Consider the following 25,914-nt stretch of genomic DNA (forward strand, 5'->3'; position numbering starts at 1 on the left):
CGGTGACGCAGGTCACTACGTTGTTGCGGAGCCGAGACCTACAGGGGCCGGATGTCGAACACGTCCTCCTGCGATCGGACCTCGCGCCGCTCGTCCACGGGGAACACGCGCACCGCCACGGTGTGGCGGCCGGTGGGCACGTCCGCCAGGTCCACCACGAACTCGTGCCGCCCATGCGCCGACCCGTTCGTGGGCAGGGTGGCCATCCGCTCGCCGTCCAGGTCCACCTCGATGCCCTTGACCGGGGCGATCTCCCGCGCCTCCGGGTCGGGCAGCTCCACCAGCAGCCGCACCTTGCCACCGGCCGGGAACCGCTCGCCGGACGCGGACTCGTGCAGCACGGTCACGGTCGGCGCGGGCACCCGCGGGTCGGGGTGCGCGCGGTCGGTGAGCCGGGGCAGCGGGCGGCGGGCGTCCGGGCCGTCGGCGACGACGAGGTGCGCCCGGTGCGCGGTGACGCGCCCGTCGGACCGCAACCGCACCTTCGGGTTCGCTTCGGGGGAGGGCAGCGGGAAGTCGGCGTAGACCACGGCCGCTTCGGAGCGGTCGAGCCCGTGGAACGGGGGCATGAACACCGCCGGCGCGGACCGCGAGCCCAGCTCCACGGTGACCGGGGCGTCCCGCTCGGCGACCACGGACGCGACCACGCGCACCGACGACGCGCCGGCGAGGCGGGACGAGGCGACGTTGCCCAGGGACGCCGCGCCGTTCTCCTCAGTGCTCGGGCCGAGGGGCACGACGGACGCGGGCACCGGGCCGTCCGGCGCGCCGCCCGCGCCGAACACGTCCACCCTGGTGTTGATGGCGTTCCGGAACGCCACGCGCGGTCGGGCGGACGTCCACGGCAGGGTCACGGCGGCGCGGGCCACCGCTTCGCCGTCGCGCAACGCCACCACGGCGTCGGGGAGGACGCGCAGCTCCCAGCGGTGCCGGACGCCCGCCGTCGGCGGCGGGACCGTGCCGCCGGACGGGACCACCTCGTTCGGCAGCGGCGTCCCGCCGTTGAGGGAGAAGGACGCGCCGAACGGCGTGACGTGCAGGATGACGGAGGACGGCGGGAACGGCGGCGCGAGGTGCGCCAGGTCGTGGAACGGCTCGGGCAGCAGGGCGATCATCAGCTCGCTCTGGCTCGAACCCCGGTCGCGCGGACCGTCCGTGGTGAGCACGACCCGGCCGATCGCGCCGTCGTGCTGCGGCAGGGAGAACCGCATCGGGACGTTCGACTGGAGGTCGACGCGGTCGCAGGTGATCTCCAGCCGCCTGCCGTTGAGCGGGCGCAGGCCGAGGCAGTCGGTGTCGCCGCCGTCGAAGACCCGCCAGCGGCGCGGGCTCAGCGCCTCCGGTCCGTCGAACACGTCGATCGGCGGGACGAGCCCGTCGAGCCACGTCTCGTCGTGCGCGAGGCGGGGCACGGCGCTCGCGGTGACCGGCTCGGACCGGTTGCCCAGGGCGTCCAGCGCGCGGACCTCGACGTGGACGTCGGCGTTCGCGTCGAGGTCGGTCAGCTCGGTCTCCGTGGCCTGCACCAGGCGTGACGTGCCGTTCCAGCGCACCTCGAAGCCGCCGTAGCCGATGCCCTCGGTGGCCGTCCAGCTCGCGCGCAGGCTGGTGCGGTCCAGCGCGGTGAGGGTGAGGTCGGACGGCCGGACCAGGCGTTGGGTGTCGGGGACGTACTCGACGCGGTCGTGCAGGTACCGCTCGAACGCGGTGCTCGGCGGCGGGGGAGCGGATTCGTCGCGCAGCACGACGACCACGCCGCCGAGGAGCGCCAGGCCCCCGACGACGGCGATGAGTCCGCGACGCCGCACCGGTGAACCCTAGGGGGTGCGCGCGAGCACGGTCGTGCCGTTCAGCCCGACGATCCGGCCGCCCGCGGAACCGAGGTCGCGCAGGGCTTCGAGCACGTCGGGCGCGGTCAGGTCGAGCGTGAGGTCGGAGAGTGCCGGCTGGTTCTGCAGCGCCATGCGACCGGCGTGACCGACGTCGATGGTCTTGGCCAGGCCGCCGGTCGAGGCGAGGGAGCCGCGGGCCGCGCCGAGCCTGCCCAACGCGTCGTCCACGGCGTCCAGCAGCGCGCTCCGGTTGCCCTCGCACATGGCGCGGACCAGTTCGGGGCGACTGCCCGCGACGCGCGTGCCGTCGCCGAACGAGCCGGCGGCCAGCGCCAGGGCGAGCGGTCCGCCGTCCGCGCCGACGCTCGCCAGCACGGCCGCGAGGAGGTGCGGCAGGTGGGAGATGCGGGCGACGGCGGCGTCGTGCTCCCGCGCCGTGGTGGGGACGACGTGGGCCTTCGCGGCGAGGGCGAGTTCGGTGACGTCGGTGAGGACGTCGAGGTCCGTGCCCTCGTCGACGGTGACGACCCAGGCGGCGCCCTCGAAGAGGTCGGCGCGGCCGGCGGACCAGCCGGAGGCCGAGGTGCCCGCCATGGGGTGGCCGCCGACGTACCGGGCGTGCGGCGCGACCCGCTCCACCAGGTCGGCGACGGGGCCCTTGACGCTGACGACGTCGGTGAGCCGGACGCCTTCGGGCAGCGCGCGCAGCACTTCCTCCACCGCCGGGAGGGGCACGGCGACGACGACCAGCGCGTCCTGCTCGCGCGCCCGGTCGAGGGCCTCGGCGAGGTCGACGACGTCGTGGCCGTCCGCGCGGGCCGCCTCCGCGTCCGCTCTCGACGCGGTCGCGCCCCAGGCCACGCGCCCCGCTCGGGCTGCCGCGCGCAGCACCGAACCACCGATCAACCCGAGCCCGACCACGCAGACGCTTCGCACGTCGTCCATCCTGCCGGCGCGGGACGCCTCGGCTCCCCGTCCATCCACAGGCCCGGGAGTTGTCCACAGGTCGCGGATCCGCCCTCGCCCCCACCCCGGCTTCCCCGGCAAGGTCGAGGCCATGAACACCACCACGGCCCCGACCCCGCCCGTCCTCCGGTTCCCTTCGCCGGGCGCTACCTCAGCGCGTCCAACGCGAACGCGGTGTAGACGACGACCCCGTGCTCCATGGCGGCCTCGTCGAAGAGCACCCGGCTCGAGTGGTTGGGTTCGGCCTGGGCCAGGTCGACCCCGCGCGGGCAGGCGCCCAGGAACGCCATCGCGCCCGGCACCCGTTGCAGCACGTACGAGAAGTCCTCGGCGCCCATCAGCGGGTCGTCCATGTGGCTCGCCCAGCGCGCGCCGAGGGCCGCCGTCGTGACGTCGAGGACGTGCAGGCCGACGACCTCGTCGTTCACCGTGACCGGGTAACCGGGGATGATCTCCACCTCGGCCGTGCAGCCGTGCGCGGCGGCGACGTGCTCGGCGACCTGCCGGATCTCGCCGTGCACCAGGGTCCTGGTGTCCTCCGACAGCGTCCGGATGGTGCCCTCGACCAGGGCGGTCTCCGGGATGATGTTGGTGGTCGTGCCCGCGGCGATCCGGGCGATGGTGACCACCGCCGGGCGGTGCACGCTGACCCGGCGGGCGACCATCGTCTGCAGCGCGCCGACCATGGCGGCGGCGGGCGGCACGGGGTCGATCGCGTCGTGCGGCATGCCGCCGTGCCCGCCGCGGCCCTTCACCGTGATGTGGAAGGTGTCCGCCGAGGCCATCGTCGGCCCAGGGCGGGAGACGACGACACCGGACTGCAGCGTCGAGGTGATGTGCAGGGCGAACGCCTTCTCCGCCGGCGGGCCCGCCGCGTCCAGCACGCCCTCGTCGAGCATGTGCCGCGCGCCGTGCTGGCCCTCCTCGCCGGGCTGGAACATGAACACGACCTGCCCGGCCAGCGCCTCGCGGCGGGAGGAGAGCAGCCGTGCGGAGGAGGCGAGCATGGCGACGTGCGTGTCGTGGCCGCAGGCGTGCATGGAGCCGTCGACCTCGGAGGCGTACGCGAGGCCGGTCTCCTCTTGGAGCGGCAGGGCGTCCATGTCGCCGCGCAGGAGGACGGTCGGCCCCGGCTTGCCGCCGCGCAGCACCGCGGTGACCGAGCTGCTGGACCGCCCGGTGGTCACCTCCAGCGGCAGGCCGTTCAGCGCGTGCAGGATCGCGGCCTGGGTCGCGGGCAGGTCCAAGCCCTGCTCCGGGTGCCGGTGCACCTGCCGTCGCAACGCCACTGTCCTGGGCTGGAGGGCTCGGGCGGCCTCCACCAACCCGGTGAACCGGGGTTCGGGGGCGGTCGTCGGGGCGTTCGGCAGAGTTGTGCTCATCCCTCGATAGTGGCATCGGACGGCCCCGGCTGCCCGTGGCCGAGGCCCGGTGCTACCGGGTGTGCCGGCGTGGCCCTACGGTGTGCACATGGCACACCAGGAGCCGGTCAACGGCTTCGCTGTCGCGGTGGTTCGTGAGGACGGCCGCTGGCGGTGCAGCAAGATGGACAGCTCAGCGCTGTCGGAGCTCGACGCGGCCATCACCGAGCTGCGCCAGCTGCGCTCGACCGGTGCCGTCTTCGGGTTGCTGGCGGTGGACGACGAGTTCTTCATCGTCCTGCGGCCCGTGCCCGGCGGGGTCGCGCTGCTGCTGTCCGACGCGGCCGCCGCGCTCGACTACGACATCGCCGCCGACGTCCTCGACCTCCTGCGGGTGGACCCGCCGGACGAGGAGGACGACGAGCTGTGGCCGGAGGGCGACCTGGCGATCCTGGCCGACCTCGGCATGCCGCAGCACGAGATGCAGGTGATCGTGGACGAGGTGGACCTGTACCCGGACGAGCAGCTGCAGATGATCGCGCAGCGGTGCGGCTTCGGCGACGAGTTCGTCAAGCTGCTGGACAGCATCCAGGCGTGACCAGCGGCGCGCCTTACGAGCCGCTGGTCGAAGCGGCCCTGGAGATCGCCGCCGAGGCGCCGCGGACCGGCGATGTCCCGATCGGCGCCGTCGTCTTCGGCCCGGACGGGACGGAGCTGGCGCGCGCCTGCAACGCCCGCGAAGCCCTCGGCGACCCGACCGCGCACGCCGAGGTCCTCGCGCTGCGCGCGGCGGCCGAGGTCCACGGCGACGGCTGGCGGCTCACCGGCTGCACGCTGGCCGTGACCGTCGAGCCGTGCACCATGTGCGCCGGCGCCCTCGTCCTCGCCCGCGTGGCGCGGGTGGTCTTCGGCGCCTGGGAACCGCGCACCGGGGCCGTCGGCTCCCTGTGGGACGTCGTCCGCGACCGCAGGCTCAACCACCGTCCCGAGGTGGTCGGGGGAGTCCTGGAGGAGCGCTGCGCGGCGCTCATGGAGTCGTTCTTCGCGGACCTCTGACGGCTCGCGGACCCCGGTTAGGTCGGCGAGCGGCGGTCTTGTATTGTTCTCGGCGGTGGCGTGTCCGAGCGGCCGAAGGAGCACGCCTCGAAAGCGTGTGAGGTGCAAGCCTCCGTGGGTTCAAATCCCACCGCCACCGCTGCTCAGAGCCCCGGTTGCCGATCATGGCAACCGGGGCTCTGGCGTTCCGGCCTTCGGCCCCCGGCTTCGGCTCTCCGGCTACCGGTTCCGGCGTGTCGGCTCACCGCTCCCAGCCCCGCGCCTCACCGACTTCAGCCGTCCTGAGGTTCCGGCGGCTCCAGTGGCCCCGTTCTCCGGTCTGCCAACCTTCGGTTCAGGTGGCTCCGGTGGTCGCGTTCCCCGGTCCGCCGACCTTTGCGCCGGCCTCCCGCCCTCAGGTGCCGCCCCGTGCGCTGAGTGGCGGGATCAGCGGGAATTCACACCTGCGGTGGAGATTGGTCATTCGATCGAGTGGGACGGTCGATGTCGGGGGTTCGGTGGTCGTCCCGAAGGTATCCGCGTGCTCTGGCAACAACCGGAGCCACAAGGAAGAAGGACGGCACATGAAGACGACGAAACGTCTCGTCGTGGCCGCGGTGCTCGGCATGGCCTTGGTGGGTACCCCCGCGCTGGCGGACACGAGCGGATCGGTGGCGCAGGACGGCGTCGCCGTGGCGCAGGTGCAGAACGAGGACGACGGCGGCGGCAGCAGCGGCAACTGGGGCCTCCTCGGTCTCCTCGGCCTGCTGGGTCTGGCCGGCCTGGCGGGTCGCAAGAAGCACCAGGTCGACCCCGGCCGCGCGATGCACGACCGCTGACCGCGCGACCACCGGTCGACGGCGGTCGTGACGTGCTCGTCAACCGACGTCGAGGTGGTGTGCGATGCGTTTCGGGAACACGGAAGTGCGGTTCTTGGGTGGCGGCCCTGGTTGCCTCACGATGCTGCTGGTGTCGGTGGTGGTCTCCATCCTCCTCACGGTGCTGCTGAACGTCCTCTTGTGACGCCCGTGAGGCGGTGGCGCGCACCGCCGCCGCACCGCCGCCGCGCGCCGCGCCTCCACCGCGCGGCCGACCTGCCTCGACCCGCACAGGGGCGTCGGTCCGACCTCGTCAGGTCGGGCCGACGCCCCTGTCATGTGTGCCTTGTGCCGCGCCGGCGCTGGGAGGGCCACCGGCGGGACACGGCCATGACCCTACCCTAGTGTCGAACACACGTTCGAGTGAGGCAGAATGGTCAACCGTTAGTGACGGTGTCTTCCGCCGTTCACTCGATCCGGGGAGGATGCGCGGACCCGCCAATTTCCGGAGGACCCGTTGAGACCCATCCCGCTGCGCGTCGGATTGGCGGTCACCGCCGCCTCGGCCGTGACGCTCGCCCTGGCCACGCCGATCCACGCGGCCCCCAGCCCGGACGCCCTCATCGCCGAGGTCTACGGCGGCGGCGGCAACTCCGGCGCGACGCTGACCCGGGACTTCGTCGAACTGGCCAACCGCGGCGCGGCGCCGGTCGCCGTCGCGGGCTGGAGCGTGCAGTACCTGCCGGCGAGCGCCAGCGCGACCAGCCAGTGGCAGGTCACCCCGCTGACCGGCTCCATCGCGCCCAACGGCCGGTTCCTCGTCGCGCAGGCCAAGGGCTCCGGCGGCACGGTCGAGCTGCCCACGCCGGACGCCACCGGCACGACCGCCATGGGCGGCTCCGGCGGCACGGTCGCGCTCGTCTCCGACACCGCCGCGCTGACCTGCAAGACCACCGCCGACTGCGCCGCCGACGCGCGCATCCGCGACCTGGTCGGCTACGGCACGTCCACCGTCGTCCGGGAGACCGCGCCGACCGCGAACCCGGGCAACACGACGTCCGCCGCCCGCACCGCGCTGACCGACACCGACGACAACTCGGCCGACTTCGCCATCGGCGCGCCGACGCCCGTCAACACCAAGGGCGAGGGCGCCGGCAACCCCGACCCGGACCCCGAGCCGCAGCCGGGCGACAAGCGCATCCGCGACATCCAGGGCACCACCCGCCTGTCGCCGCTCGTGGGCCAGAAGGTCACCGGCGTGCCCGGCGTCGTCACCGCGACGCGTGCCACCGGCGACCGCGGCTTCTGGTTCCAGGACACCGCGCCGGACGCCGACCCGCGCACCAGCGAGGGCGTGTTCGTCTACACCGCGGGCCTGACGCCGACCGTCGAGCCGGGTGACGAGGTGCTGGTCTCCGGCACCGTCGCCGAGTACCGGCCGGGCGGCGACGCGGCGAGCAACTCCAACCAGACGCTCACCGAGCTGACCGGCGCCACGGTCACCGTCAGGTCCAAGGGCAACGCCCTGCCGACGCCGGAGGTCCTGACCCCGCCGGCCGGCTACCTGCCCACGGCGGGCGGCGGCAGCATCGAGGCGCTGGCGCTCGACCCGGCGACCTACGGCCAGGACTACTACGAGTCCCGCGAGGGCATGTACGTCCAGGTGAACGACGCCCGCGTGGTCGGCCCGTCGAACAGCTTCGGCGAGGCGTGGATCACCACGCTCCCGGCCCAGAACCCGACGCCCCGCGGCGGCACGATCTACCTCGGCTACGACCAGCCCAACAGCGGCCGGATCAAGGTGAAGGCGGGCGTCGCCACGCCGCCGACCAGCAACGTCGGCGACGTGTGGCGCGGCGCGACGGTCGGCAACGTCGAGTACACCAACTTCGGCGGCTACACCCTGGCGACGAAGACGGTGGGCGAGCACGTGCCGGGCGGCATCACGCCGGAGCAGACGGACGCGCAGCGCAACCACGAGCTGTCCGTGGCCACGTACAACGTGGAGAACCTGGCCGCCACCAACGAGCAGGCGAAGTTCGACCGCCTCGCCGCCGCCGTGGTGACCAACCTGAAGAGCCCGGACGTCGTGGTGCTGGAGGAGATCCAGGACAACAACGGCCCGACCGACGACGGCACGGTGGCGGCCGACGCGACGTTCGCCAAGTTCACCGACGCCATCGTGGCCGCGGGCGGCCCGCGCTACCAGTGGCGGCAGATCGACCCCGTGAACAAGCAGGACGGTGGCCAGCCGGGCGGCAACATCCGGGTGGCGTTCCTGTTCAACCCGGCCCGGGTGTCCTTCGTGGACCGCCCGGGCGGCGACGCCACGACCGCCGTGTCGGTCGTCCGGCAGCACGGTCGCGCCGCGCTGTCGGTGTCGCCGGGCCGCATCGCCCCCGCCGACCCGGCGTGGGAGAACAGCCGCAAGCCGCTGGTGGGCGAGTTCAAGTTCCGCGGCCGCACGGTGTTCGTGGTCGCGAACCACTTCAACTCCAAGGGCGGCGACCAGGCCATGCACGGCCGCTACCAGGAGCCCGTGCGCGGTTCCGAGGTGCAGCGGGCCCAGCAGGCCGCGCTGGTGAAGGCGTTCGTGGACCAGGTCAAGGCCGTCGACCGGGGCGCGAACGTGGTCATCGCGGGCGACATCAACGACTACCAGTTCTCCCCGGCCGTCCACACCCTGACGGCGGGCGGCGACGTGGTGGCCCTGATGGACACCCTGCCCGCGAACGAGCGGTACAGCTACGTGTTCGAGGGCAACTCGCAGACCCTCGACCACATCCTGATCAGCGCCAACATCACCCGGTACCGCTACGACGTGGTGCACATCAACGCGGAGTTCGCCGACCAGGCGAGCGACCACGACCCGCAGGTCGTGAAGCTGCGCCCGAGCACCGGCAACGCGAACGTCGACCGGCTGCTGTTCCAGCTGGAGGACGTCGTGGAGCACCTGCCGAGGTCGTAGACCGGAGCAGTGCGGAGGCCCCCTCGGACGCGAAGTCCGAGGGGGCCTCCTCCTTGCCGGGGGACTACGGGACGTCGGTGCACTCCGCCGACGCGGGCAGGTTGGCGTACTGGTCACCCACGAAGTAGATGGCGCTGGACCACAGCGTGCCGCCGCCCTCCCTGCCGACGTTCAGCCAGACGTCGTTGGTGTAGCCGAAGTCCGTGACCGACTGGCCGTGCACCCAGCAGAAGACCCCGACGCTCGTGCGTGCCGTGATCCGGCCGCCCGGGCCCTGGACGCACGTCGTGGAGGGGCAGATCCGGATGTTGACGTCGTGCCACGTCACGGCGGTGTACTGCGGCGCCTGGGCCGCCGCGGCCGCGCCGGTCGACGGCGTCCCGGCCACGACTTCGCCCACCGGCGGGTTTCCCGCGACGACTTCGCCCGCCGGCGGGTTTCCCGCCACGACTTCACCCGTGGCGGCGGCCTGCCCGGCGAACAGGCCCACGGCCAAGGCGGCCACGGCGACGGCGGTCTTGACGATCCTCATGTGCGTCCTCCCAGTGATCACGGTCGATCAGCCGGTAAACGCGTTCGGTGACGTCCCGCGTTGCGCCGGACCCGAAGAACGATCAGAGCCCCGGTCACCTGACGGTGCCGGGGCTCTGAGCCGCGGAGGATACGGGATTTGAACCCGTGAGGGGGTTAACCCAACACGATTTCCAGTCGTGCGCACTAGGCCGCTATGCGAATCCTCCGTGGCGGAGTCTAACGGAGGCCCCGTGCGCCACCCAAAACGGGTGGTCGGTCCGGTAGGCCGGGGCACTTGCATCGGTGATCAATAGGTTCGGTTAGCCTTGCCTAATGAAACGTGGTCTCGTCATCGCCCTGTCCGCACTCCTCCTGTCCGCGTGCGGAAGCGGTGGGGGTGCGGGTGGGGGCGAGCAGGCCGCGGCCGGGGTGACCGTCGACACGCGGTTCGGGGTGGTGACGATCGAGGAGCCGCCGACGCGGGTCGTGGCGCTGGGCTGGTCCGACGCGGAGACGGCGCTCGCCCTGGGCGTGCGGCCCGTCGGCGCGAGCGACTGGCTGGGGTTCGGCGGCAAGGGCGTGGGGCCGTGGGCCGAGGACTTGTACACCGAGGCGCCGAAGCTGCTCGGCACCACGGAGATCGACTACGAGGCCGTGGCGGCGCTGCAGCCCGACCTGATCCTCAACACCCGGTCGGACAACGACGAGAAGAAGCACGAGACGCTGTCCAGGATCGCGCCCACGATCGGCGCGCCGAAGGACGTCATCCCCTACGGCACGACGTGGCGGCAGCAGGTCGAACTGGTCGCGAAGGCCCTGGGCAAGCCGGCCGAGGGCGAGAAGATCATCGCCGACCTGGACGCGAAGTTCGCCGCCAACCGGAAGTTCGACGGCAAGACCGCCGTCGTCGGCGCGCACTTCGACGGAAAGTTCGGCGCGTACGTGTCCGGCGACGCCCGCGCCGACTTCCTGAAGGCCCTCGGCTTCACCCCGCGCCAGGACGTCGAGGCGCTCGCGGCCGGCACGTTCTACGTGGACATCTCCGCCGAGCGGCTGGACCTGCTCGACGCCGACCTCACCGTCCTGTTCCCCATCGGCGGTGACGCGTCGGCGATCAGGTCCAACCCGCTGGTGCCGGAGAAGGCGCTGGTCCTGGACGACGAGAACCTGGTCAACGCCTTCTCCAGCGGCTCGTCGCTCGGCACGGCCTACGCGCTCGACCACGCCGTCCCGCTGTTCACCGCGGCGCTGGGCTGACGGGCCGGGGAACCGGGCGGACCCCTAGCAGAACCAGCCGTCCTGCACCCAGCCGTTCGCGTTGATGTGCCCGTAGGCGAAGCCGTAGATGTAGCTGCCGGACTTCGGGCCCTTCACGAGGAACGTCTGGCCCCGGTAGAGGGTGCCCATCCACGGGCCGTCGTTCGGCGCGGTGCGGACGTAGAGGTCGTTGGCGCACACGGTCTCGCGTTCGCCGATGGTGCCGTTGGCGGCCTGGGCCGGGCTCGCGGTGACGAGCAGGGCGGCCGCGGCGATCAGGGCTGCGGTCGCCTTCACCACGAGTCGTACCCCCCGATGCACTCGATCCGGATGTAGCCCCAGTCGTTGGGGCCGTAGTCCATGCTCGCCGCCCAGCCGTTGTAGACGGGGTGGGCGCCCGGGGTGTGGCCGATCTTGTTGCCGTACGCCAGGGTCCGCTTGTACTCGACGGGACCGACGGCGTGGTTGTAGTTGCCGTAGAAGCTGGCGGACTGGCAGATGACGATGGCGTGCCGCGGCGGGACGGGTTCGGCGGCCGCGGTGGTGGCTCCGAGCATCAGGGCGGTGCACGCGAGGACGAGAGCCCTCATGTAGTTCCTCCTTCACCGGTTAGTGCCACTATCCAGTGAAAGTTTCCCGTGCCGGGAGTGGGTGGCGACAGGGCCGGTAGGGCGACCGGCTACACTCGGAACCGGACCTCGTGCGGCACACATCTCGCGAACCTCCCCAGGGCCGGAAGGCAGCAAGGATAAGCGGGCTCTGGTGGGTGCACGGGGTCCCCTTCTTTGTCGGACCCTCCCGGTAAGGTGCCCGACGTGGCGCTCGCCCTCTACCGCAAGTACCGTCCGGCCACCTTCGGCGAGGTGGTCGGCCAGGAGCACGTCACCGAGCCGTTGCGCACCGCCCTCGGCGCCGGCCGGGTCAACCACGCGTACCTGTTCTCCGGGCCGCGCGGCTGCGGCAAGACGTCCAGCGCCCGCATCCTGGCCCGCTCGCTGAACTGCGTGAACGGCCCCACGCCCGACCCGTGCGGCGAGTGCAACTCGTGCGTCGGCCTGGCGCCCAACGGCCCCGGCAGCGTCGACGTCGTGGAGCTGGACGCGGCCAGCCACGGCGGCGTGGACGACGCCCGCGAGCTGCGCGACAAGGCGTTCTACGCGCCCGCCGAGGCCCGCTACCGGGTGTTCATCATCGACGAGGCGCACATGGTCACCACGCAGGGCTTCAACGCCCTGCTGAAGATCGTGGAAGAGCCGCCCGAGCACCTGATCTTCATCTTCGCCACCACCGAGCCGGACAAGGTGCTGCCCACCATCCGCTCGCGCACGCACCACTACCCGTTCCGGCTGATCCCGCCGAGCGCGATGCGGGAGCTGCTGGAGCGCAACTGCGCCGCCGAGGGCGTCGCGGTCGAGCCGTCCGTGTTCCCGCTGGTCATCCGCGCGGGCGGCGGGTCGGCCCGGGACACCCAGTCGGTGATGGACCAGCTGCTGTCCGGCGCGGGCCCCGAGGGGGTGCGCTACGACCGGGCGATCGCGCTGCTCGGCGTGACGGACGTGGCCCTGATCGACGACGTCGTGGACGGCCTCGCGGCGGGCGACGGCTCGGCGGTGTTCGGCACGATCGACCGGTTGGTCGAGGCCGGGCACGACCCGCGCCGGTTCGCCTCCGACCTCCTCGACCGGCTGCGCGACCTGGTGCTGCTGCACGCCGTGCCGGACGCGGCGGAGCGCGGCCTGGTGTCCGCGCCGGACGACGAGGTCGTCAAGATGCTCGCCCAGCGTGACGCGACCCGGCCCGCGACCGTCACCCGTTGGGCGGAGATCCTGCACCAGGGGTTGACGGAGATGCGCGGCTCGACCGCACCCCGCCTGCTCCTCGAACTCGTGACCTCGCGGATGCTCCTGCCCTCGGTCGGTGACCTGGAGTCCGGCCTGTTGCAGCGCGTGGAGCAGCTGGAGCGCCACGGCCCGCCCGCCGGCGGTGGCGCGTCGGCGGCCGGCGCGCCGGAGCCGAAGTTCCAGCGGCCCTCGCAGCGGTCCGCCGAGCCCGCCGCCGCGCAGCCCCCGCCGTCCGCCGCCGCGCCTGCCGTCCCGCAGGCCGCCGGCTCGCCGCCGGCCCCGCGTCCCGTCCCGCCCACGCCCGCCGGCCCGCCGGTCCCGCAGTCGGCTCCCGGGGCCGTGCCGCCGGTCGGTCCGCCGCCCGCGCCGCCGGTCCTGCGCTCCACCGTGGCCGCTCCCGCTGCGGGCTCCGCGCCCGCCGGTCCTCCGGCGTCGCGGCCCGCCGCGCAGAACGGTTCGCCCGCCGCGGCCGGGCCGGCGCCCGCCGGTCCTCAGGGCCCGGCCGCCGCGGACGTGCCGGTCGGCGCACCGGCGGCGTCGGGCGGCATCGACGCGGTCGAGGTCCGGCGGCGGTGGTCGGAGCTGTTGAGCGTGGTCCGGGGCACGAGCCGGAGCACCGAGGCGATGCTCACCAACGCCACCGTCGCGGACGTCGACGGCACCACGATCACGCTCACCCACACCTCGGCCCCGCTGGCCCGCCGCCTCGCCGAACCGCGCAACGCCGACGCCATCGCGGCCGCGTTCGGGCAGGTGCTCGGCGGCACGTGGCAGGTCCGGTGCGTGCACGGCGACGCGAGCGCGGCGCCCGCCCGCCAGGCGCCGCAGAAGCCGCAGCGCTCCGCGCCGACCCGGCCCAGCCAGGCGCAGCAGGCCCGTCAGCCCGAGCCGACCAGGCAGGCCCCGCCCGGCCGGTCGGCCCCCGCGGACGACGTGCCGCCGCCGCCCGAGCCGCCGGAGCCCGATGAGCCCCTCCCGCCGGAGCCGGTGGACGAGGAGGAGATGTTCGCCGAGGCCGCCCTCCCCGGAGACGCGGACGGCGAGCGCCTCGACCCCGAAGCGGTCGTGTTGAAGCTGCTCGCGGACGAGCTGGGTGCACGGCCGTTGAAGGGCTGATCGACGCGGCTACGCTGGTGGACGGCGGCAGACCCCGAAGAGAGGAACCCGCGGTGCAACCCGGTGGGCCCAACATGCAGCAAATCCTCCAGCAGGCGCAGAAGATGCAGCAGCAGCTCGCCGCTGCGCAGCAGGAGCTGGCCGAGGCCGAGGTGACCGGCACCGCCGGCGGCGGCCTGGTCACCGCCGTGGTGTCCGGCGGCGGTGAGCTCAAGAGCCTGAACATCGACCCGAAGGCGGTCGACCCGGACGACGTCGAGACGCTGTCCGACCTGGTCGTCGCGGCGGTTCGCGACGCCAACCGCGCCGCGCAGGAGCTGGCCGCCCAGAAGATGGGCCCGCTGGCCAGCGGCATGGGCGGGATGGACGACCTGGGCGGTCTCGGGAAGCTGTTCGGCTGATGTACGAGGGGCCGGTCCAGGACCTGATCGACGAGCTCGGCCGGTTGCCGGGCGTCGGTCCGAAGAGCGCGCAGCGCATCGCCTTCCACCTGCTCGCCGCGGACCCGGCCGACATCGGCCGGCTCCAGGACGCGTTGCAGAAGGTCAAGGACGGCGTGGTGTTCTGCGACGTGTGCGGCAACGTCTCGGCCGAGGCGACCTGCCGCATCTGTCGCGACCCGCGCCGCGACCTGACGCTGATCTGCGTGGTGGAGGAGCCGAAGGACGTGCTCGCGGTGGAGCGGACCCGGGAGTTCAAGGGCCGCTACCACGTCCTGGGCGGCGCGCTCGACCCGCTGTCGGGCATCGGGCCGGACCAGCTGCGGATCAGGCAGCTGCTCACCCGCATCGGCACGGACGTCAACGAGATCATCATCGCCACGGACCCGAACACCGAGGGCGAGGCGACCGCGACGTACTTGGTGCGGATGCTGCGGGACTTCCCCGGCCTCACCGTCACCCGGCTCGCGTCGGGCCTGCCGATGGGCGGCGACCTGGAGTTCGCCGACGAGCTCACCCTCGGCCGGGCGCTGTCCGGCCGGCGCAGCATGTGAGGCTCGTGGCGGTCGACGGGCCCTCGGGCTCGGGCAAGTCGACCTACGCGGCGCGCCTCGCCGCGGAGCTGGGCGCGGCCGTGGTGCCGACCGACCACTTCGCCACGTGGACCGACCCGGTGTCGTGGTGGCCGCGCCTGGTCGCGGAGGTGCTGGACCCGCTCCGGCACGGCCGCGAGGCGCGGTACCGGCGCATGGACTGGACGGACGGGTGGCCCCGGCTCGGTGACGTCGTCACCGTGCCGGTCCCGGACGTCCTGGTGATCGAGGGCGTGTCGGCCGCGCGGCGGTCCGTCGCGCCCCTGCTCGACGAGGCCGTCTGGGTGGAGCTGCCGGACCCGGAGGAGCGCCTGCGGCGGGCCGTCGCGCGGGACGGCGAGGCGAGCCGCGAGCACCTGCGGCGCTGGCAGGCGTTCGAGCGCGGCTGGTTCGCCGTGGACGGCACGAAGGCTCGCGCCGACCGGATCGTCACGGTGACCTGAGCGCGGTGACCTGAGCGCGGTGACCTGAGCGCGGTGACCTGAGCGCGGTGACCTGAGCGCGGTGACCTGAGCGCGGTGACCTGAGCGCGGGAGCTGCGCGCGGTGGGCCGCCTGGCGGGCTGAGCGGTGGGTTGCGCGGTCACCCGGCCAGTTGGGCGCGCACCACGTCCGCCTCCGGCGAGCCGATGGCGGTGAACCACTCCAGCGCCGTGCGCCAGTGCTCGGCCGCGCCGGCCCCGTCGCCGGTGGCGGCCAGCGCGTCACCCGCCAGGTGGGCCGCCCGCGCCCGCACGAACCGCTGCCCGGTGGCCCGGCTCAGCTCCAGGCACCGCAGCGCCAGGTCCAGCGCCTGGGTCACGTCGCCCTGGTCCAGCCGGACGCGCCCGAGCACGGCCAGCACGTCCACCTCGGCGATCCGCAGCCGGTAGCGCACCGCGCTGTCCAACGCCTGGCTGGCCGAGTAGCGGGCCTCGTCCAGCCGACCCGCCGCCCGGTGCGTCAGCGCCAGGCTGCGCCGCGCCGCGCAGATGCCCAGCGGGTAGCCGGTCTCCTCGGCGATCCGCAGCGCCTCGGTGGTGCGCTCCACCGCCTCGTCCAGCCGCCCCAGCCCGCACAGCGCCTCACCCAGGGCGTTCTTCGCGTCGCACAGCCCTTTCAGGTTGCCCAGCTCCTCCGCGATGGCCACGGCCCGCTCGGCCTCCCGCGCGGCGTCGGCCCACCTGCCCCGCATCACGCACGCCAGCGCCAGGCCCTCGTGCGAGAAGTGGGCGAACCGCCGTGCGCCGGCCCGTTCGTACAGCTCGCCGCACCGCTCGTACAGCTCGGCGGCACGCTCCGGCCGGCCGAGGAACAGGTGCACCTCGGCGAGCGCCCGGTGGCTGTCGGCCTGCGTCATCCACGCGCCGAGCCGGTTGCCGACGTCCAGCGCGCCCTCGAACGACGACACGGCCCGGTCGAGCTGGCCGAGCTGCATGTAGACGCCGCCCAGGTTGAGCTGGGCGATGCCCTCCTGCTGCAACGCGCCGATGGACCGGGTGATGACGAGCGCCCGTTCCAGGTGGTCCGCGGCCTGCTCCAGCTCGCCGACGTCGATGTACACGGCGCCGAGGTTCGCCAGCACGGCGGCCTCGACGGCGGGCGCGGCGCCGGTGCGCTGCTGGATCGGGATGGCCCGGCGGAAGTAGTCGACGGCGACGCGGTGCTGGCCGATCGCCCAGTAGAGCGTGCCCAGCGACGACAGCATCGCGACCTCGCCGACGGCGTCCTGGGTGGCCTGGGCGACGGCCAGCCCGGCCTTCGCGGTCGCCAGCCACTCCACCGGCAACCCGATCGTGTAGAAGTACCGCCGCAACGCGTCGGCCAGCTGCCACACGTCGTGGTCGGGCTGCCGGTCGGCGGCGTGCACGACGAGGCCGACGAGGTTGCCGCGTTCGGCGTCGAGCCAGGCCAGGGCCTCGGCGGAGGTGGAGAACAGGCGCGGCGTCACGCCCGGCACGACGTCCGTGCGCGGCAGCCGCAGGAGGGTGCTCTTGAACGCGTCGGTGGCGTTGTCCACCGACCGGATGGACCAGTCCAGCAGCCGCCGACCGGCCTGCGCGCTCTCCGCCGGGTCGTCCTCGAACGCCAGCCGTTCGGCCGCGTAGTCCCGCAGCAGGTCGTGGAACTGGTACCGGCCGGGTGCGTGGTTGTCGACCAGGTTCGCCGTGGCGAGCCGGTCGAGCCTGCGCCGGGCGTCCTGCGTGGTGAGGCCGCCGAGCGCCGCGGCCACGTCCGGCGTGATGTCGCCCGGCGCCAGCGACAGCAGCCGGAACAGCGACGCCAGCTCCGGCTTCAGCGCCGTGTAGGACAGGTCGAACGCGGCGTGCACGGCGGCCCGCTCGTCGCCCTCCACGGCCAGCGCCGCGAGCCGGTTGCCCGCGCGCAGCTCCTCCACGTACGACGAGATGGTGATCTCGGGCCGGGACAGCAGGTTCGCCGCCGCGATCCGCAGCGCGAGCGGCAGGTGGGCGCACAGCTCGGCCAGCTCGTCGGCCGCCTCGGACTGCGACGTCACGACGTCCTCGCCGAGCATCCCGGCCAGCAGCGCCCGCGTCTCCGCCCGGTCCAGCACGTCCAGCCGCACGTTCGACGCGGCGTGGCTCACGGCCAGGCCGCGCAGCGTGTCACGGCTGGTCACGAGCACCGCGCACCCCGGCGAGCCGGGCAGCAGCGGCCGGATCTGCTCGGCGTTGGCCGCGTTGTCGAGCACCAGCAGCACCTGCTGGTCGGTCAGCCGCGACCGGAACATCGCCTCCTGCTCGTCCTGGTCCAGCGGCACGGACTCGGGCGGCACGCCCTGGGCCCGCAGGAACCGCGGCAGCACGTCCACGGCGCTCAGCGGCGGCCCCTGGGCGTACCCGCGCAGGTTCACGTACAGCTGACCGTCCGGGAAGAAGTGCCGCAGCTTGTGCGCCGCGTGGACGGCCAGCGCCGTCTTGCCCACGCCGGGCGGGCCGGCCAACGTCACCACCGGCACGCCCTGCGCCGTCCGCAGCAACGCCTCGATCAGCTGAACGGCCTGCTCACGGCCCACGAAGTCGCCGATGTCGGCGGGCAGCTGCGACGGGACGACCCGGTCGCGCCGGGCGTTGGCGGCGGCGGTCTGCCCGTGGTCGAGCGCCGGCGACCCGCCGAGCACCTGCTGGTGCACGCGCCGCAGCTCCTCGCCGGGGTCGATGCCCAGCTGCTCGGCCAGCAGCCCGCTGACCCGGCGGTACGCGGCCAGCGCGTCGGCCTGCCTGCCGGACCGGTACAGGGCGATCATCAGCTGCGACCACAGCCGCTCCCGCAGCGGGTGTTCGCTGGTCAGGCGGGACAGCTCGGGGATCAGCTCGGCGTGCCTGCCCAGGTCGAGGTCCACCTCCACCCGGCGCTCCTCGACGTGCAGCCGCCGTTCGCCGAGCCGCGGCACCTCGTCGCGGTGCAGCACCTCCGACGGCACGTCGACCATCGCCGGCCCGCGCCACAGCGCCAGCGCCGCGGTGAAGATCGCCGACGCCGACTCCAGCCTGCCCGCGGCCCGCTCCCGCTCGCCCTCCTCGACGAGCTGCTCGAACCGCATCACGTCGATGGTGCGCTCGTCCACGTCGATCAGGTAGCCGTCGGGCACGGTCCGGATGGGCACGGCCGGGCCGAGCACCTGCCGAAGCCGCATGACGTAGGTCTGCAACGTGCCGCGGGCCCGCGCGGGCGGCTCGGCGCCCCAGATGTGCTCGGCGAGCTCGTCGACCGACACGCCGGCGCCGGCGCGCATGAGAAGGGACACAAGCAGCGACCTCTGGCGCCCCGCGCGCACCACCACCGGTTCGCCGTCGACCAGCACCTGCAACGGCCCGAGGACGCGGAACTCGACCACTGGGCTCACCGGCGACTTCACCTCCGCGCACGTGCAGGTTTCTCTCTCCGTTGTACAGCGTAGGAGGGCGTTTGCCTGATCGGTCGTGGTCACGTTGGGTCAGCGAAGATGAGCCGGACGTATGAGAATGGGGATTCACGTGGCCGGATCGTGACCTGTGTTACCTCGGAAGGGTTGTGGTGACCGGTTATGGTCCCTGACCACACCGTGAGATCCCGGATTTCCCTAGGGGTGTTTGATGGTTCATTCCCGAACGGCCCGGCGCCGTTGGACGGCCGCGATCGGCCTGACCGGCGTCGCTGCGCTCGCACTGTCCGCCTGCGCTGAATCCGCGCGGACGGACGACCCGGGGGCCGGCAAGGTCGGCGGCACGCTCACCTTCGGTGCGGCCGGTGCTCCCAAGCTGTTCGACCCGTTCTACGCCACTGACGGCGAGACGTTCCGCGTCTCCCGGCAGATGTACGAGGGTCTGGTCGGGTTCAAGCCCGGCACCGCCGAGGTCGAGCCCGCACTGGCGACGAAGTGGGAGTCGACCGAAGACGGCAAGACGTGGACGTTCACACTGAAAGAAAATGTGAAATTCCACGACGACACGGACTTCAACGCCGACGCGGTGTGCTTCAACTTCAACCGCTGGTACAACCAGAAGGGCGCCGGTCAGTCCGACGCCGTTTCGCAGTACTGGCTCGACAACTTCGGCGGCTTCGCGGACACCCCGGACAAGCCGTCGCTGTACAAGTCGTGCACGGCGAAGGACGCGAAGACCGCCGTCATCGAGCTGACCGAGGCCACCTCGCAGTTCCCGTCGGTCCTGGGCTTCACGTCGTTCTCGATCTCCAGCCCGGACGCGCTGAAGAAGTACGACGCGGACAACGTCGTCGCAGCCGGTGACAGCTTCACCTACCCGGCGTACGCGACCGAGCACCCGACCGGCACCGGACCGTTCAAGTTCAGCAAGTTCGACAAGGCGAACAACGTCGTCGAGCTCGTGCGGCACGAGAACTACCACGGTGAGAAGGCCAAGCTCGACAAGGTCGTCTTCCGGATCATCCCCGACGAGACCGCCCGCAAGCAGGCGCTCGAGGCGGGCGACATCGACGGCTACGACCTGCCGAACGCGGCCGACTGGCCGGGTCTGAAGGAGAAGGGGTTCAACGTCGCGGTCCGCCCGGCGTTCAACATCCTCTACCTGGGCATCAACCAGAAGAACAACCCGAAGCTGCAGGACCTGAAGGTCCGCCAGGCGATCATGCACGCGATCAACCGCGAGCAGCTCGTCAAGTCGCAGCTGCCCGAGGGCGCGTCCGTGGCCACCCAGTTCATGCCGAACACGGTGGACGGCCACAACAAGGACCTGAAGGCGATCGGGTACGACCCGGAGAAGGCCAAGTCGCTGCTCGCCGAGGCGGGTGCGACCGACCTGACGCTGAAGTTCTTCTGGCCGACCGAGGTCACCCGGCCGTACATGCCGAGCCCGAAGGACATCCAGGCCGCGATCGCGGGTGACCTGGAGAAGGCCGGCATCAAGCTGGAGGTCTCCAGCAAGCCGTGGAACGGCGGCTACCTGACCGACGTCGACCAGGGCGTCCCGGACCTGTTCATGCTGGGCTGGACCGGTGACAACGGCACCGCGCACAACTGGATCGGCACGTTCTTCGGCCGTCCCGACAACCGGTTCAACACCGGTGCGTCGCCGTGGGGCGCGGAGCTGGCCGCCGAGCTGGGCAAGGCGAACGCCGAGCCCGACGAGGACAAGCGCCGCGGCCTGTACGAGGGCCTGAACAAGAAGATCATGGAGGAGTACCTGCCCGCCATCCCGGTGTCCCACTCGCCGCCGGCGCTGGTGCTCAAGGCGGACGTCAAGGGCGTCGTGCCGAGCCCGCTGACCGACGAGAGGTTCGGTGCGGCCAGCAAGGGCTGAGCCGCCGGACAACTCCAGATAGAGACGACGGGGTAGCTCAATGCTCCGCTACACGATCCGACGGCTCATCCAGCTGGTCGGCGTGGTGCTGGTGCTGTCCCTGCTGCTCTTCGCGTGGCTGCGCGCTCTCCCGGGAGGCCCGGTTTCGGCCCTCCTGGGAGAGCGCGCGACCCCGGAGAAGCGGGAGGCCCTCACCAAACAGCTCGGCTTGGACCAGCCGATCTTCGTCCAGTACTTCAAGTTCCTCGGGCGGGCGCTGTCGGGCGACTTCGGCGTGTCGACGGGCGTGCAGCCCGGCGACGAGGCACTGGAGATCTTCCTCCAGCGCTTCCCCGCCACCCTCGAGCTCAGCTTCCTGGCCATCGTCATCGCCATCGCGGTCGGCATCCCGCTGGGGTACATGGCGGCCAAGCGCCGCGGTGGCTGGTTCGACAACCTCAGCGTCGGCGGCTCGCTGCTCGGCGTCGCCGTGCCGGTGTTCTTCCTGGCCTACGTGCTGAAGGACGTGCTGTCCTCCGCGCTGGGCCTGCCGACCGGTGGCCGCCAGGACGCGATCGACGCCACCCGGGTCACGGGTTTCTTCGTGCTCGACGGCGTGATCACCCAGGAGTGGGACGCGGCGTTCAACGCGCTGGAGCACCTGATCCTGCCCGCCCTGGCGCTGGCCACCATCCCGTTCGCGGTGGTCTTCCGCATCACCCGGGCCGCCGTCCTCGACGTGCTGGACGAGGACTTCGTGCGCACCGCCGAGTCCAAGGGCCTCACCGCCCCGGTGATCCGGCGCAGGCACGTGCTGCGCAACGCGATGCTGCCGGTCGTCACGACCGTCGGCCTCCAGACCGGCGCGCTGCTGGCCGGCGCGGTGCTGACCGAGAAGGTGTTCGCCTTCGCCGGCGTCGGCGAGGCGCTGGCCCTCGGGTTCGAGAGGCGCGACTACCCGGTGCTGCTGCTGCTGATCATCATGGCCACGATCGTGTACGTGGTGGTCAACCTGCTGGTGGACCTCTCGTACGCGCTCATCGACCCGCGGATCAGGACGAGGTAGGCCGCGATGGTCACTCCCACCCGTAAGAAGGACCGCATCGACAAGCTGGCCGAGGCCGGCTCCGACGCCGGTGTCAGCCTCGCCGCGAGCGCGTGGCGGACGCTGCGCCGCAGCCCGGTGTTCCTCACCGGCGCCACCATCATCGGCCTGTTCGTGCTGGTCTCGCTGCTGTCGCCGTGGCTCGCGCCGCACGACCCGTCCGACCCGATGCTGATCGACCAGGTCATCAAGGCGCGCAACGAGATCCCGCCGCCCCAGGACGGCCACCCGCTGGGCGGCGACCTGCAGGGCCGCGACTTCCTGTCCCGGCTGCTCATCGGCTCGCAGCAGACGCTCATCGTCGGCGTGCTGGCCACCCTGATCGGGCTGGTCGGCGGCCTCACGCTCGGCACGCTGGCGGGCGCGTTCGGCGGCTGGGTCGACTCGGTCGTCATGCGGGTCGTCGACGTCATGCTGTCGCTGCCCAGCCTGCTGCTGGCGTTCAGCATCAGCGCGATGTTCGCCAAGCCCAACCAGTACACCGTGATCATCGCGGTGGCGGTGGTGCAGATCCCGGTGTTCGCGCGGCTGCTGCGCGGGTCGATGCTGGCCCAGCGGTCCAGCGACCACGTGCTGGCCGCGACCGCGCTCGGCGTGAAGCCCGGCGCCATCGTGTTCCGGCACATGCTGCCCAACTCGCTCGGCCCGGTGATCGTGCAGTCGACGTTGGTGCTGGCCACGGCCATCATCGACGCGGCGGCGCTGTCGTTCCTCGGCCTGGGCAACCCCGACGACCGGATTCCGGAGTGGGGGCAGATGCTCGGCGACGTGCAGACCGTGTTCGACACGCACCCGCAGCTGGCGTTCTGGCCGGCGGGCTGCATCATCGTCGTCGCGCTGGGCTTCACCTTGATGGGCGAAACGCTGCGTGAAGCCCTCGACCCCAAGAGCAGGCGGTGAGTCGTGCCACTCCTTGAAGTCCGTGACCTCACCGTGGTTTTCGAGCGCAAGGGGGAGCAGCCCTTCACCGCCGTCGACCACGTGAGCTTCGACGTGGAGCCGGGCCAGACCGTCGGCCTGGTCGGCGAGTCGGGGTGCGGCAAGTCCGTGACGTCGTTGGCGATCATGGGCCTGCTGCCCAGGCGCGGCGCCCGCGTCTCCGGTTCGGTGCAGTTCGAGGGCGCGAACCTGCTGACGCTGTCCGACCGCGAGATGCGGGACCGGCGCGGCCGCGACCTGGGCATGGTGTTCCAGGACCCGCTGTCGTCGCTGAACCCCGTCATCCCGATCGGCGTGCAGGTCACCGAGGTGCTGGAACGGCACCGGGACATGCCGCGCAAGAAGGCGATGCTGGAGGCGGCCGAGCTGCTGGACAAGGTCGGCATCCCCGACCCGACCCGGCGGCTCACCGAGTACCCGCACCAGCTGTCCGGCGGCATGCGGCAACGCGCGCTGATCGCGATCGCCTTGGCCTGCCGGCCGCGGCTGCTCATCGCGGACGAGCCGACGACCGCGCTCGACGTGACGATCCAGGCGCAGATCCTGTCCCTGCTGAAGGAGCTCGTGCGCGACCTGGGCACCGCGCTCGTCATGATCACGCACGACCTGGGCGTGGTCGCGGGGCTGTGCGACGAGGTGAACGTGCTCTACGCCGGCCGCGTGGTGGAGAAGGCGCAGCGGCACGAGCTGTTCGCCGCGCCGCGCCACCCGTACACGCACGGCCTGCTGTCCTCGATCCCGCGGCTCGACGCGCCGCGCGGGGAGAAGCTGAACCCGATCCGGGGTTCCGTGGCGGACAACATCCCGTGGACCCAGGGGTGCGCGTTCGCGCCGCGGTGCCCGAACAAGCTGGACGTGTGCGTGCAGGTCACGCCAGCCCAGGAGGACATCGGCGGAGGCCGTTTGCTGCGCTGCCACAACCCGGTGAAGCCGCCGGTGGCCGAGGAGGTGTCGGTGTGAGCACGGCTGTCACCCCCAAGCCGGACGCGGCGGTGGACACGCTCGTGTCCGTCGAGGGCATCAAGGTGCACTTCCCGATCAAGCGCGGCGTGATCCTCGACCGCACGGTCGGCCACGTGTACGCGGTGGACGGCGTGGACCTCGCGGTCCGGCGCGGCGAGACGTACGGCCTGGTCGGCGAGTCCGGCTGCGGCAAGTCCACCCTCGGGCGGGCGGTGCTGCGGCTGAGCGAGCCGACGGCCGGGCGGGTCGTGTTCGACGGCACGGACCTCTCCTCGCTGAAGGGCGAGGAGCTGCGCCGGATGCGCCGCCGGATGCAGATGGTGTTCCAGGACCCCATGTCGTCGCTGGACCCGCGGCAGTCGGTGGAGTCGATCCTGGTCGAGGGACTGCGGGCGCACGACCTCGACAAGGGGCGGGAGGAGACCGGCAAGCGCTTGCGCACGTTGTTGACGGCGGTCGGCCTGCCGTCCACGTCGCTGCGCAAGTACCCGCACGAGTTCTCCGGCGGTCAGCGGCAGCGCATCGGCATCGCGCGGGCGCTGGCGGTCGAACCCGACCTGATCATCGCCGACGAGCCGGTGTCCGCGCTGGACGTGTCGGTGCAGGCGCAGGTCGTCAACCTCCTGGAGGACCTGCAGGAGGAGTTCGGCCTCACCTACCTGGTGATCGCGCACGACCTCGCCGTGGTGCGGCACATCTCCGACCGGGTCGGCGTGATGTACCTGGGCGGGCTGGTGGAGGAGGCGACGTCGGACGACCTCTACGCCGAGCCGCTGCACCCGTACACCAAGGCCCTGCTGTCGGCGATCCCCGTGCCGGACCCGCTGGTCGAGGACCGGCGCGAGCGCATCCTGCTCACGGGCGACCTGCCGTCGCCCGCGAACCCGCCCAAGGGCTGCCGGTTCCACACCCGCTGCCCGTGGAAGCAGGCGACCCGGTGCGACACCGAGCGTCCCGAGCTGCGCGAGGTGCTGCCGGGCCACAAGGTGGCGTGCCACTGGGCGGAGGACATCCGCAGCGGCGCGCTCCGGCCGCACGCCGTGGAGGCCGTGCTGGTGGAGGAGGACGGCATCTCGCCGGACATCCCCCTGGTCGGTCCCGCGTCGGTGACCGAGGCGCTGAACCCGTGAGCCGCGGGTCCGGGGGACGTGCGCCGACGTCCCCCGGACCCGGCGGTCAGACCCGCGTCGCCTGCGGGTAGAGCACGGTCGGGTCGGCCGACAGCGCGGCCTTCAGGTCGACCACGCCCTGGTCGGCCAGCACCTCGATCCGGTCCTCCGCGATGCCGTCGAGCGCGGCGCGCACGACGTCGGCCGGGTCGTTCTTCGGCACGTCGAGGCTCGCCGTCATGTCGGTGTCGGTCGGGCCCAGCAGCAGGCCGGTGACCAGCGTGCCCTGCGCCGCCAGCTCCACGCGCACGCCGTTGGTGAGGCTCCACTGCGCCGCCTTGGCCGCGCTGTACGCGGTGGCGCGGTCGTAGGACACCCACGACATCGAGGACAGGACGTTCAGGATCGCCCCTCCGCCGTTCGCGGCGAGGACGGGCGCGAACGCGCGGATCACGTCGAGCGTGCCGTAGAAGTGCGTGTCCATCTCCAGCCGGATCGCGGCCGGGTCGCCGGTGACGAGGTTCTCGCCGGTGATGATGCCCGCGTTGTTGACCAGCAGGGTGACGTCGGGGGCGGCGGCGGCCGCGGCGGTGACGGACTCCGGGTCGGTGATGTCCACCCGCAGCACCTCGACACCGGGCAGGTCGACCAGGTCTGGGTTGCGGGCCGTCGCGTAGACCTTGGCCGCGCCGCGTTCCAGCAGCTGGCGTGCGAACTGCCGGCCGAGGCCGCGGTTGGCGCCGGTGACCAGGGCGACCGAGTTGGCGATCTCCATGCGTTCTCTCCCCTAGGCGTGGGTTGGTCGGCCCAACCTAGCCTGGGCTGGATTGGATTGCACAACCGAGCCATACTGGGGCCGTGACGGAACCCGACGAAAACCCCTGCGCCATGACCAAGGCGGTGGAGATCGTCGGTGAGCGCTGGACGTTCTTCGTCCTGCGAGAAGCGCTGGCCGGCGCGAGCCGCTTCTCGGAGTTCCGCTCCGCCCTCGGCATCGCGTCCGACGTGCTCACCGCGCGCCTGGCCAAGCTCGTGGACACCGGGCTCATGACCCGGCAGAGCTACCGGGAACCGGGGCAGCGCCCCCGGGACGGCTACCACCTCACCGAGCCGGGCCGGCAGCTCAGCCTGGTGCTGTGCGCGTTGCAGCAGTGGGGGAACGACCACATCCCGTGCACCATCCCCACGGTCGCCTACCGCGCCGCCGACGGACGGCCCGTGTGCGTGCAGTTCGTGGACGAGCACGGCGTGGTGGTGCCGCGGGGCGAGGTTCACGCGGAACGCCCGGCGGGCTGACGCGCCCGGCGAGCTGACGCGGCTC

The 25,914-nt window shown here is 72.5% G+C and carries 23 protein-coding genes, 2 tRNA genes and 1 other RNA gene; 17 read left to right on the plus strand and 9 right to left on the minus strand.

All coding sequences use genetic code 11. The annotated features are described in order from the left end of the window. Window positions 1-38: 38 nt before the first annotated feature. From ACRAKH_RS01160 to ACRAKH_RS01170, 3 genes are all read right to left on the minus strand, one after another. Window positions 39-1,808 carry a hypothetical protein gene (locus tag ACRAKH_RS01160; protein ID WP_380724859.1) on the minus strand — a complete coding sequence of 590 codons (1,770 nt, stop codon included), beginning with the start codon at window positions 1,806-1,808 and terminating at the stop codon, window positions 39-41. 9 nt (window positions 1,809-1,817) lie between these two features. Next, complete coding sequence (locus tag ACRAKH_RS01165; RefSeq protein ID WP_380724860.1) at window positions 1,818-2,768, minus strand: prephenate dehydrogenase; 951 nt, start codon at window positions 2,766-2,768, stop codon at window positions 1,818-1,820. Window positions 2,769-2,944: 176 nt separating this feature from the next. Next, the gene (locus ACRAKH_RS01170; RefSeq protein WP_380724861.1) at window positions 2,945-4,180 is read right to left on the minus strand and encodes a M20 metallopeptidase family protein; all 1,236 of its coding nucleotides are present in this window, start codon (window positions 4,178-4,180) and stop codon (window positions 2,945-2,947) included. Between the two features lie 88 nt (window positions 4,181-4,268). Here ACRAKH_RS01170 and ACRAKH_RS01175 point away from each other — a divergent pair, with 88 nt between their 5' ends. The 5 genes from ACRAKH_RS01175 to ACRAKH_RS01195 all read left to right on the plus strand — a co-directional run bounded on the left by ACRAKH_RS01175 (window position 4,269) and on the right by ACRAKH_RS01195 (window position 8,980). Beyond that, on the plus strand, window positions 4,269-4,757 hold the full coding sequence (locus ACRAKH_RS01175; protein WP_380724862.1) for a tRNA adenosine deaminase-associated protein: 489 nt from the start codon (window positions 4,269-4,271) through the stop codon (window positions 4,755-4,757). Further along, a complete protein-coding gene (locus ACRAKH_RS01180) occupies window positions 4,754-5,215 on the plus strand; it encodes a nucleoside deaminase (protein WP_380724863.1) in 462 nt (153 codons plus the stop codon). Before ACRAKH_RS01175 ends, ACRAKH_RS01180 begins: the two co-directional genes overlap by 4 nt. Before the next feature lie 54 nt (window positions 5,216-5,269). Further along, window positions 5,270-5,354, plus strand: a tRNA-Ser gene (locus ACRAKH_RS01185). 424 nt (window positions 5,355-5,778) lie between these two features. Next, window positions 5,779-6,033 carry a WGxxGxxG family protein gene (locus ACRAKH_RS01190; RefSeq protein ID WP_380724864.1) on the plus strand — a complete coding sequence of 85 codons (255 nt, stop codon included), beginning with the start codon at window positions 5,779-5,781 and terminating at the stop codon, window positions 6,031-6,033. A gap of 496 nt (window positions 6,034-6,529) precedes the next feature. After that, window positions 6,530-8,980 (plus strand): endonuclease/exonuclease/phosphatase family protein, encoded by a 2,451-nt coding sequence (locus ACRAKH_RS01195; protein WP_380724865.1) that lies wholly within the window; start codon window positions 6,530-6,532, stop codon window positions 8,978-8,980. Window positions 8,981-9,044: 64 nt separating this feature from the next. Here the strand turns inward: ACRAKH_RS01195 and ACRAKH_RS01200 are convergent, their stop codons facing one another. Together ACRAKH_RS01200 and ACRAKH_RS01205 are read right to left on the minus strand one after the other, a co-directional pair. Continuing rightward, window positions 9,045-9,512 carry a hypothetical protein gene (locus ACRAKH_RS01200; protein ID WP_380724866.1) on the minus strand — a complete coding sequence of 156 codons (468 nt, stop codon included), beginning with the start codon at window positions 9,510-9,512 and terminating at the stop codon, window positions 9,045-9,047. A gap of 123 nt (window positions 9,513-9,635) precedes the next feature. Continuing rightward, a tRNA-Ser gene (locus ACRAKH_RS01205) sits at window positions 9,636-9,720 on the minus strand. 106 nt (window positions 9,721-9,826) lie between these two features. Between ACRAKH_RS01205 and ACRAKH_RS01210 the strand changes: the two genes are divergently transcribed. Beyond that, window positions 9,827-10,750 carry an iron-siderophore ABC transporter substrate-binding protein gene (locus ACRAKH_RS01210; RefSeq protein WP_380724867.1) on the plus strand — a complete coding sequence of 308 codons (924 nt, stop codon included), beginning with the start codon at window positions 9,827-9,829 and terminating at the stop codon, window positions 10,748-10,750. A 24-nt stretch (window positions 10,751-10,774) separates the two neighbouring features. Here ACRAKH_RS01210 and ACRAKH_RS01215 read toward each other — a convergent pair whose 3' ends face one another. Both ACRAKH_RS01215 and ACRAKH_RS01220 read right to left on the minus strand, forming a co-directional pair. Next, window positions 10,775-11,047 carry a hypothetical protein gene (locus ACRAKH_RS01215; protein WP_380724868.1) on the minus strand — a complete coding sequence of 91 codons (273 nt, stop codon included), beginning with the start codon at window positions 11,045-11,047 and terminating at the stop codon, window positions 10,775-10,777. Next, window positions 11,044-11,340 carry a hypothetical protein gene (locus ACRAKH_RS01220; protein ID WP_380724869.1) on the minus strand — a complete coding sequence of 99 codons (297 nt, stop codon included), beginning with the start codon at window positions 11,338-11,340 and terminating at the stop codon, window positions 11,044-11,046. The genes ACRAKH_RS01215 and ACRAKH_RS01220 overlap by 4 nt, the downstream gene beginning before the upstream one ends. Before the next feature lie 99 nt (window positions 11,341-11,439). On the opposite strand from ACRAKH_RS01220, the gene ffs reads away from it, so the two are divergent. The 5 genes from ffs to ACRAKH_RS01245 all read left to right on the plus strand — a co-directional run bounded on the left by ffs (window position 11,440) and on the right by ACRAKH_RS01245 (window position 15,183). Continuing rightward, window positions 11,440-11,536: signal recognition particle sRNA small type (gene ffs / locus ACRAKH_RS01225), an RNA gene on the plus strand. A gap of 29 nt (window positions 11,537-11,565) precedes the next feature. Next, window positions 11,566-13,707: a DNA polymerase III subunit gamma and tau gene (locus ACRAKH_RS01230; protein WP_447009570.1), complete on the plus strand. Its 2,142-nt coding sequence runs from the start codon at window positions 11,566-11,568 to the stop codon at window positions 13,705-13,707. A 74-nt stretch (window positions 13,708-13,781) separates the two neighbouring features. Further along, window positions 13,782-14,108: a YbaB/EbfC family nucleoid-associated protein gene (locus ACRAKH_RS01235; protein WP_238413062.1), complete on the plus strand. Its 327-nt coding sequence runs from the start codon at window positions 13,782-13,784 to the stop codon at window positions 14,106-14,108. Further along, complete coding sequence (recR, locus tag ACRAKH_RS01240) at window positions 14,108-14,701, plus strand: recombination mediator RecR (RefSeq protein ID WP_380721740.1); 594 nt, start codon at window positions 14,108-14,110, stop codon at window positions 14,699-14,701. Before ACRAKH_RS01235 ends, recR begins: the two co-directional genes overlap by 1 nt. Continuing rightward, window positions 14,698-15,183, plus strand: coding sequence for a uridine kinase family protein (locus ACRAKH_RS01245; protein WP_380721742.1), 486 nt, complete (start codon window positions 14,698-14,700; stop codon window positions 15,181-15,183). The genes recR and ACRAKH_RS01245 overlap by 4 nt, the downstream gene beginning before the upstream one ends. Before the next feature lie 139 nt (window positions 15,184-15,322). On the opposite strand, the gene ACRAKH_RS01250 is transcribed toward ACRAKH_RS01245, so the two are convergent. Next, complete coding sequence (locus ACRAKH_RS01250) at window positions 15,323-18,586, minus strand: AfsR/SARP family transcriptional regulator (protein WP_380721744.1); 3,264 nt, start codon at window positions 18,584-18,586, stop codon at window positions 15,323-15,325. A gap of 229 nt (window positions 18,587-18,815) precedes the next feature. On the opposite strand from ACRAKH_RS01250, the gene ACRAKH_RS01255 reads away from it, so the two are divergent. Genes ACRAKH_RS01255 through ACRAKH_RS01275 form a run of 5 tightly spaced genes read left to right on the plus strand, consistent with a single transcriptional unit; the run spans window position 18,816 to window position 24,614 of the window. Continuing rightward, window positions 18,816-20,498 (plus strand): ABC transporter substrate-binding protein, encoded by a 1,683-nt coding sequence (locus ACRAKH_RS01255; RefSeq protein WP_380721746.1) that lies wholly within the window; start codon window positions 18,816-18,818, stop codon window positions 20,496-20,498. Between the two features lie 40 nt (window positions 20,499-20,538). Beyond that, a complete protein-coding gene (locus ACRAKH_RS01260) occupies window positions 20,539-21,543 on the plus strand; it encodes an ABC transporter permease (protein WP_380721748.1) in 1,005 nt (334 codons plus the stop codon). Window positions 21,544-21,549: 6 nt separating this feature from the next. After that, window positions 21,550-22,482 carry an ABC transporter permease gene (locus ACRAKH_RS01265; RefSeq protein WP_380721750.1) on the plus strand — a complete coding sequence of 311 codons (933 nt, stop codon included), beginning with the start codon at window positions 21,550-21,552 and terminating at the stop codon, window positions 22,480-22,482. A 3-nt stretch (window positions 22,483-22,485) separates the two neighbouring features. Next, window positions 22,486-23,481, plus strand: a complete 996-nt coding sequence (locus tag ACRAKH_RS01270; protein ID WP_380721752.1) for an ABC transporter ATP-binding protein — start codon at window positions 22,486-22,488, stop codon at window positions 23,479-23,481. Window positions 23,482-23,513: 32 nt separating this feature from the next. Then, window positions 23,514-24,614, plus strand: coding sequence for an ABC transporter ATP-binding protein (locus tag ACRAKH_RS01275; RefSeq protein ID WP_380721831.1), 1,101 nt, complete (start codon window positions 23,514-23,516; stop codon window positions 24,612-24,614). A 46-nt stretch (window positions 24,615-24,660) separates the two neighbouring features. Here ACRAKH_RS01275 and ACRAKH_RS01280 read toward each other — a convergent pair whose 3' ends face one another. Further along, on the minus strand, window positions 24,661-25,368 hold the full coding sequence (locus ACRAKH_RS01280) for an SDR family oxidoreductase (RefSeq protein ID WP_380721754.1): 708 nt from the start codon (window positions 25,366-25,368) through the stop codon (window positions 24,661-24,663). Window positions 25,369-25,451: 83 nt separating this feature from the next. Between ACRAKH_RS01280 and ACRAKH_RS01285 the strand changes: the two genes are divergently transcribed. Then, entirely contained in the window at window positions 25,452-25,889 is a 438-nt protein-coding gene (locus tag ACRAKH_RS01285) for a winged helix-turn-helix transcriptional regulator (RefSeq protein ID WP_380721756.1), read from the plus strand. The last annotated feature ends 25 nt before the right edge of the window (window positions 25,890-25,914 follow it).

This window comes from Saccharothrix hoggarensis (genome assembly GCF_052936025.1).

Coding starts and splice junctions, on each gene's coding strand:
- ACRAKH_RS01280 (WP_380721754.1), bottom strand. CDS start 25,368: ATGGAGATCGCCAACTCGGTCGCCCTGGTCACCGGCGCCAACCGCGGC.
- ACRAKH_RS01170 (WP_380724861.1), bottom strand. CDS start 4,180: ATGAGCACAACTCTGCCGAACGCCCCGACGACCGCCCCCGAACCCCGG.
- ACRAKH_RS01260 (WP_380721748.1), top strand. CDS start 20,539: ATGCTCCGCTACACGATCCGACGGCTCATCCAGCTGGTCGGCGTGGTG.
- ACRAKH_RS01220 (WP_380724869.1), bottom strand. CDS start 11,340: ATGAGGGCTCTCGTCCTCGCGTGCACCGCCCTGATGCTCGGAGCCACC.
- ACRAKH_RS01255 (WP_380721746.1), top strand. CDS start 18,816: ATGGTTCATTCCCGAACGGCCCGGCGCCGTTGGACGGCCGCGATCGGC.
- ACRAKH_RS01210 (WP_380724867.1), top strand. CDS start 9,827: ATGAAACGTGGTCTCGTCATCGCCCTGTCCGCACTCCTCCTGTCCGCG.
- ACRAKH_RS01200 (WP_380724866.1), bottom strand. CDS start 9,512: ATGAGGATCGTCAAGACCGCCGTCGCCGTGGCCGCCTTGGCCGTGGGC.
- ACRAKH_RS01190 (WP_380724864.1), top strand. CDS start 5,779: ATGAAGACGACGAAACGTCTCGTCGTGGCCGCGGTGCTCGGCATGGCC.
- ACRAKH_RS01265 (WP_380721750.1), top strand. CDS start 21,550: ATGGTCACTCCCACCCGTAAGAAGGACCGCATCGACAAGCTGGCCGAG.
- ACRAKH_RS01235 (WP_238413062.1), top strand. CDS start 13,782: ATGCAGCAAATCCTCCAGCAGGCGCAGAAGATGCAGCAGCAGCTCGCC.
- recR (WP_380721740.1), top strand. CDS start 14,108: ATGTACGAGGGGCCGGTCCAGGACCTGATCGACGAGCTCGGCCGGTTG.
- ACRAKH_RS01175 (WP_380724862.1), top strand. CDS start 4,269: ATGGCACACCAGGAGCCGGTCAACGGCTTCGCTGTCGCGGTGGTTCGT.